The 6,111-nt window shown below is 60.8% G+C and carries 8 protein-coding genes; 6 read left to right on the top strand and 2 right to left on the bottom strand.

What is annotated here, in order from left to right; translation table 11 throughout:
- On the top strand, positions 1-687 hold a 687-nt coding region (locus tag CHC01_RS31730), incomplete at its 5' end, for a helix-turn-helix domain-containing protein (protein ID WP_089268298.1).
- Between the two features lie 198 nt (positions 688-885).
- Here the strand turns inward: CHC01_RS31730 and CHC01_RS31725 are convergent.
- A complete protein-coding gene (locus tag CHC01_RS31725; protein ID WP_089268300.1) occupies positions 886-1,509 on the bottom strand; it encodes a TetR/AcrR family transcriptional regulator in 624 nt (207 codons plus the stop codon).
- Positions 1,510-1,588: 79 nt separating this feature from the next.
- On the opposite strand from CHC01_RS31725, the gene CHC01_RS31720 reads away from it, so the two are divergent.
- The gene (locus CHC01_RS31720; RefSeq protein WP_089268297.1) at positions 1,589-2,473 is read left to right on the top strand and encodes an SDR family oxidoreductase; all 885 of its coding nucleotides are present in this window, start codon (positions 1,589-1,591) and stop codon (positions 2,471-2,473) included.
- Between the two features lie 38 nt (positions 2,474-2,511).
- Here the strand turns inward: CHC01_RS31720 and CHC01_RS31715 are convergent, their stop codons facing one another.
- The gene (locus CHC01_RS31715; RefSeq protein WP_089268296.1) at positions 2,512-3,411 is read right to left on the bottom strand and encodes a LysR family transcriptional regulator; all 900 of its coding nucleotides are present in this window, start codon (positions 3,409-3,411) and stop codon (positions 2,512-2,514) included.
- A gap of 142 nt (positions 3,412-3,553) precedes the next feature.
- On the opposite strand from CHC01_RS31715, the gene CHC01_RS31710 reads away from it, so the two are divergent.
- The 4 genes from CHC01_RS31710 to CHC01_RS31700 all read left to right on the top strand — a co-directional run bounded on the left by CHC01_RS31710 (position 3,554) and on the right by CHC01_RS31700 (position 6,108).
- Complete coding sequence (locus CHC01_RS31710) at positions 3,554-4,327, top strand: SDR family oxidoreductase (protein ID WP_089268295.1); 774 nt, start codon at positions 3,554-3,556, stop codon at positions 4,325-4,327.
- A 57-nt stretch (positions 4,328-4,384) separates the two neighbouring features.
- Positions 4,385-4,519, top strand: coding sequence for a hypothetical protein (locus CHC01_RS33370; protein WP_283805471.1), 135 nt, complete (start codon positions 4,385-4,387; stop codon positions 4,517-4,519).
- 273 nt (positions 4,520-4,792) lie between these two features.
- Positions 4,793-5,560 (top strand): STN domain-containing protein, encoded by a 768-nt coding sequence (locus CHC01_RS31705; protein ID WP_089268294.1) that lies wholly within the window; start codon positions 4,793-4,795, stop codon positions 5,558-5,560.
- On the top strand, positions 5,557-6,108 hold the full coding sequence (locus CHC01_RS31700) for an RNA polymerase sigma factor (RefSeq protein WP_089268293.1): 552 nt from the start codon (positions 5,557-5,559) through the stop codon (positions 6,106-6,108). The genes CHC01_RS31705 and CHC01_RS31700 overlap by 4 nt, the downstream gene beginning before the upstream one ends.
- Positions 6,109-6,111 lie beyond the last annotated feature (3 nt).

Below are 6,111 nucleotides of genomic sequence, written 5' to 3'. Positions count from 1 at the left end.
ATCTATATTCGTAACCTTGCGGATGACTATCGTGCCAATCTTCGCGGTGCGTTCGATTTTCTCTTGATGGAGGTCTCCCAGCCGTTCCTGATCGAACTGGCGCAGGAACACGGCTGGCGCGGCGGCGCCGTGGACCTTGCGTGTCACGCTGGCGATACCGACCTCATCCTTCTGAGGCTTGTCAGTGTGGTCGAGCCACTGCTGCAAAAGAGTAGCGAAGCGAGTCCGCTGTTTCTGGATCAGCTCGAAACGACGATCGGCATACATCTGATCGAGCGATACAACCGCGCGACCAACCTTGAATCCGCATCGCAAGGCGCCGCGCTGTCGCGGCCGCAACTGGCGCTAGCCGTCGAAATGCTGAGCAGCAATACTGCAGGCAATGTACGGGTTGCAGATGTCGCACAGGCCTGCGGGGTGTCGCGCGGCTATTTCATCCGCGGCTTCAAGAAGGCGACGGGCAAGGCGCCTCACCAGTGGATCCTGTCCCAGCGCGTCGAACAGGCCCGTGGCCTTCTCATGAAGACCGGTATGTCGTTGGCCGATATCGCACTGATTTGTGGCTTTGCCGATCAAAGCCACTTCACCCGCGTCTTTTCCGCTTCGACTGGGCTACCGCCGGGGGCCTGGCGCCGCGCAACTGGCAATGCAGGTTCTCCAGCGCGATTTTCTGAATGTGAGAAATAGTTTGAGTGAGGTGGCGTGCCGCGCGTCCATGTTACGCGCTACCGACAATGTCAGCTCCTGGCGCAAAGCGGGCATCTGCAAAGGTTGGCGCCGTTGCTCAGCTATTAAAACTGCGTCGCTCGCCAAGACTTGACCACAGCTTTGGTCTGATGGCCTCGTTCCCGATTTCTTATAAAAACTCTTTTTATAGCCAGGAGACTAGTTGTTAGTACGCCGTCGGCGTGGGTCCATCTTAGCGTCTTCTATCAAAGGCCATGCCAACATGGCGAGGTCGACGACACGGCGGAGCTCTCCAGACGTGGCGCCAGCCTGCGGCAGGTTCATCGAAGCGTGCAGGACACCGAGGAAGTGCCACGACAGCCCGTCGATGTCGGATCCCGGGGCCAACTCTCCGTTTGTGACGGCTTCACGCAAAATTCCGCTGAGGATGGTGCGCTGGCCCGTGAGTCCCTCCCGCGCCACCGCCTGGCTCGCCGGCGGCAGATCGGCCATCTCCGAGCAGGAACGCGCGAGCATGCAGCCTGGTGGGCGGGCCGTCTTGCCGGCTGTGGGCAGGAATTCGTGAAGCAGCGCCTCCAGCTGTTGGCGCTTCGTGCCGGCTTGAATCGCGTTCATGCGCTTTAGGACGCGCTGCGCGTAGTTCGATAGCACTTCCTGGAACAGTCCGTCCTTGTCCTGAAAGCGCTTGTACATGCTGGATCGCGACAGACCCATCGCCGTCGTCAGTTGGTCGATTGAGGACGCTGCGTAGCCGTGCTGCCAGAACACCTCCATCGCGGAGTTGATCACTGCATTGTCATCGAACTGGGGCTTTCCGCTCATCGGGTACTCGCTTGACATCCTGGAATGATCGTTCCAAGAATTGTGGACCGATCGTTCCAGGATACGTAAGGATGCTCCCATGTTCAAGCACTCTCAGCCCAACGGCCGCCGCCCCCGCATTGCCGTCGCCGGCGCCACGGGTCGCGTCGGATCCGCGCTGATCGCAAGCCTGGCGTCAGAACCACTCGATTTAGTGGCGCTAACGAGAAATCCGAATGCGGAAGGCTTACCCGTTGGCGCTACCATCGCGGCAGTGGATTTCGATGCGCCATCGACCCTCGACGAAGCTCTGCGTGGCGCCGACAGGCTGTTTTTGGCTCATGGCACGTCCCCCCGGCAGGTTGCCAACGAGATCGCCCTGATCGATGCGGCGGTCGCCGCAGGCGTGGGTCAAATCGTGAAATTGTCCACGATGGGTCCGCCCTCGCAACTGCACCCGATGGATTGGCACATGCAGATCGAGGCGCATCTTGCGACTCTCGACATTGGCTACACGGTTTTGCGGCCGTCGACGTTCGTTGACATCCTGGCGCGCGCAGGCACTCCAGTCGCGGATGATGCATGGGGCGGCGCGGCCGGCTCGGGAGTGGTCAACCTGATCGATACACGCGATGTCGCCGATGCTGCGCGCGTCGCGCTTTTGGACGACGCGCACCCCACTTCTCAGCGCGTCTACCACCTGACCGGCCCGCGGGCCGTAAGCATGCCGGAGGTCGCCGAAGAAATCTCGAAACTGCTTGGTCGGACCATCAGATATCAGCAGCGAAGCCCTGCAGAGCAGCGCGAGAAGCTCCTGGCCTCGGGACTGAGCGAGTTTGTTGCTGATGTACTGCTCGGGTTAGATCGCCTCTTTTACCAGTCGGTGATGGCTGAAACGACAACAACGTTTAAGGCATTGACGGGCCGCGAACCTCGGTCCGTCGCCGGGTGGCTGGGCGAAAACATCTCGAAGTTTCGGAAGTAGTCCGAGCTCTGCCAGTTCGGGGCCGCGAAGTCCACGGACTATAGGAGTTGTCGCTTCAACAATGCCTCTAACCAGTCGGCGAAGACCTGCAAGCGGCGAGACAGGTGCTCGCGATGGGGGTAGAGCAGCGTCATTGGCATAGGCTCCGCCCGATGATCGGGCATCGCCTCAGCGAGTTGACCCGCCTCGACGTGGCCCCGAACATCATAGGTTGGAATCTGGATCAGGCCGAGACCAGCGAGACAGCAAGCGATATAGGCCTCGGCGCTGTTGACTGTGACGCGACCACGCATCGGCAATGTCCGGAGCGTACCGCCCTCGACCCATTCCCAATCCTCGACCCGCCCGGTGGACGGCGACGCGTAGTTGACCGCCCAATGATCGCTAAGATCGTTAGGCGTTTGCGGCGTTCCATGACGAGCCAGATAGCCGGGGCTGGCGACATTGATCAGAGGGAGGTCACCGATCTTGCGAGCGATCATGCCGGAGTCGCTGAGCGGCCCGACACGCAGAACGCAATCGGCGCTCTCCTCGACGAGATTGATGGCGCGGTCAGTGATGCCAAGGTCAATGGTGATGTGGGGATAGCGCTCGAGGAAGTCGGGTAGGGCAGGCGCGATGATTAGACGTCCGATTCTGCCGGGCACGTCGATCCGCAGCTTGCCCGACGGCTGCGCGGCGGTTTGTCGGAACAGATTTTCCGCATCGTCGACATCCGCGATCAGCCGCAGGCAGCGTTCGTAGAAGGCGGCTCCGTCTTGGGTTGGCGAGACTTTTCGGGTGGTGCGATGGAGGAGGCGCGCACCGACCCGCGCCTCGAGGTCGATCACCGCGGCCGACACGGACGAGCGTGGCAGCCCGAGCGTATCAGCGGCGCGGGTGAAGCTTGCGCATTCGACGACACGGGCAAAGGTGCGGAAGAGCTCGATACGATCCAAGGACTTGGCTCTATTTGATTGTGCGTGATTCCTGACAGGTGATGTCAGAACGAACGGCTTTATGACGAATATATAGACGATATGGTCTGGTGCAGGAAGCGGTCGCGTCGTGGCCGCCGGCAACCTAGGAGGCCCAACGCCAATGACCGACCACAGCATCAAGGGAAAAACCGTTCTCATCGCCGGCGGCGCAAAGAATCTCGGCGGACTGATCGCACGCGATCTCGCGGGAGAGGGCGCGAAGGCGATCGTGGTCCACTACAACACAAGCGCGACGAAGGCGGCCGCGAACGAGACAGTGGTCGCGATCAAGGCGGCCGGCGCGGAGGCTTTCGCCTTCCAGGGCGACCTCACCTCGGCCGGGGCAGTGGAAAAACTATTCACTGACGCCAAGGCTGCGATGGGCGGCATCGACATCGCCATCAACACGGTCGGCAAGGTGCTGAAGAAGCCGATGATCGATATCTCGGAGGCCGAGTACGACGAGATGACTGCGGTCAATTCGAAGTCGGCGTTCTTCTTTCTCAAGGAAGCCGGCAGAAACGTCAGCGACAACGGCAAGGTCGTGACGCTCGTCACCTCGCTGCTCGGCGCTTTCACGCCGTTCTACGCAGCTTATGCCGGCACCAAGGCGCCGGTCGAGCATTTTACGCGGGCGGCGTCAAAGGAGTTTGGCGAGCGCGGCGTCTCAGTAACGGCGATCGGGCCGGGCCCGATGGACACGCCGTTCTTCTATCCCGCCGAGGGCACCGATGCGGTCGCCTATCACAAGACGGCTGCGGCTCTGTCGAACTTCTCCAGGACGGGCCTGACCGACATCGAGGACATCGTCCCCTTTATTCGCTTCCTCGTCTCGGACGGTTGGTGGATGACCGGCCAGACCATCCTGGTCAATGGCGGCTACACGACGAAGTAATCGGCGAAGGCTGGCCGCCTTCGCTTTTCAGCTAGTCGCGGCTCCGGGAGCCTCGCCATGACCAACCGATTCCAGCATCTGTTCGAGCTCCAGCGCGAGCATTTCCTCAGTGACGCGACCAAGAGCCATGATTGGCGCGTCGATCGGCTCGATCACGTGAAGCGCATGCTCACCGACAACAAGGATGCCTGACCGATCGCGCCCCCGGACGATGCGCGGCGGCGATGAATTCGCCATTCTGTTCTGTCGTCGAGGTAAGGCTGATGTCGATATAGAACGCGCAGGATCTCAATCCGGATGACTGCGATTACTTGTCGAACGGCATCATTAATGCCTCATATGTCGCGGCATCAGCAATTCCTGGTCATTGGATTGTCATGCTATACCGGTATCACGCCGCCGATTGCCTTTGGCTCGCGGGGGTGACGTGTTGCTGGGCAATCCTGCGCGCAGAAAGGGTGGGGCATGCTTGGCCAAGGCGCTGGCGGCGCGATCGTCGCGCTAAGGGCATGTGTTCTGCTCGCGTCGTCCCTTCTCGTGACATTCCTCGAGCCGGTGCGTGCCGAAACGACGCGGGATTCGTCGTTATCAGGACACCTAAGTTTCGACATCCCCGCGCAACCGCTGGGAGCCGCACTGGACGCCTATAGTATGACGACAGGGCTGGATGTCTTCTACAACGCCGCCATCGCCGAACGACGTCATTCCAATGCTGCGCACGGAACGTTCACGCCGCTTCGCGCCATTCAGATCATACTTGGTGGTTCAGGCTATGTCGCGCATGTCACGGCACCCTGGTCCTTGACGATCGTCCCCGAAAACACTGGAGCGCGCGCAACGCAGGGGCTCGGCAGGGCGGATGTGCGCTTCGAGCCGTATTTCTCGCTTGTTCAGCAGCAGGTTGACCAAATTCTCTGCGATCTTCCGGATGAGGCCACCGGCCGTACCGAAGTCTTGCTTCGGATGTGGCTCAAACCATCGGGCGAGGTTGTACGTGCGGATGTGCTCGCCGATGCAAACGGTGCAAGCCGGCCGCTCGCCAGTGTCATTAGTCAGGTGAGGTTCGTCGCACCTCCTGCGGACATGCCGCAACCCGTCACATTGGTGATTTTCCCGCCGGTGTCGAAAGCGGACCGGCAATGCTTGGTCGCGCCCCGCAAAGATTCTTCAAACGACGACGTCGGCAAAAAGTCGCCGCGGTCTGCACAACAGCTTGAAGCGGTGCAGCAATGACGCATTCAAACGGGCAAAGTCTTCGCCGGCTGCTGCTCGTCGATTATCCCGAGCTCAAGAAGCAACTTACCCGGCGGATCGGTTCTGCGGAGCGGGCGGAGGATGCCCTGCAGGATGCCTGGATGCGACTCGAAGGCGTGACGCCCGCCGAGCCGGTTCGCCGGCCGTTTTCCTATCTGCTGCGTATTGCGTATTTTCTCGCTCTCAAACGTCTTCATAAGGAGCGCGTTAGCGCGACTATCGATGATGCCCGTTCGGCACTGGACCTGATCGACGAGACGCCGGATCCCGAACGGGTTGCGGTGGCGCGATCCGAGCTGGCAGCAGTTCGCGAAGCGCTTGCGGAGCTGACGCCGCGCCGTCGGCAGATTCTGCTCGCGGCCCGTATCGAGGGATTGCCGATGCGTGCGATTGCCGAGCAACATGGCATTTCGCTACGGATGACCGAACTCGAGCTGAAAGCTGCGATCCGGCATTGCGGCGAGCGGATCGAACGAAAGATCATCCAGCGTTTCGGTCCCAGGGCGGCCGATGCATCCGATACATGAGAT

The organism is Tardiphaga sp. OK246, assembly GCF_900188215.1.
GTDB lineage: Bacteria > Pseudomonadota > Alphaproteobacteria > Rhizobiales > Xanthobacteraceae > Tardiphaga > Tardiphaga robiniae.
This window is presented reverse-complemented; position numbering and strand designations above follow the sequence as displayed.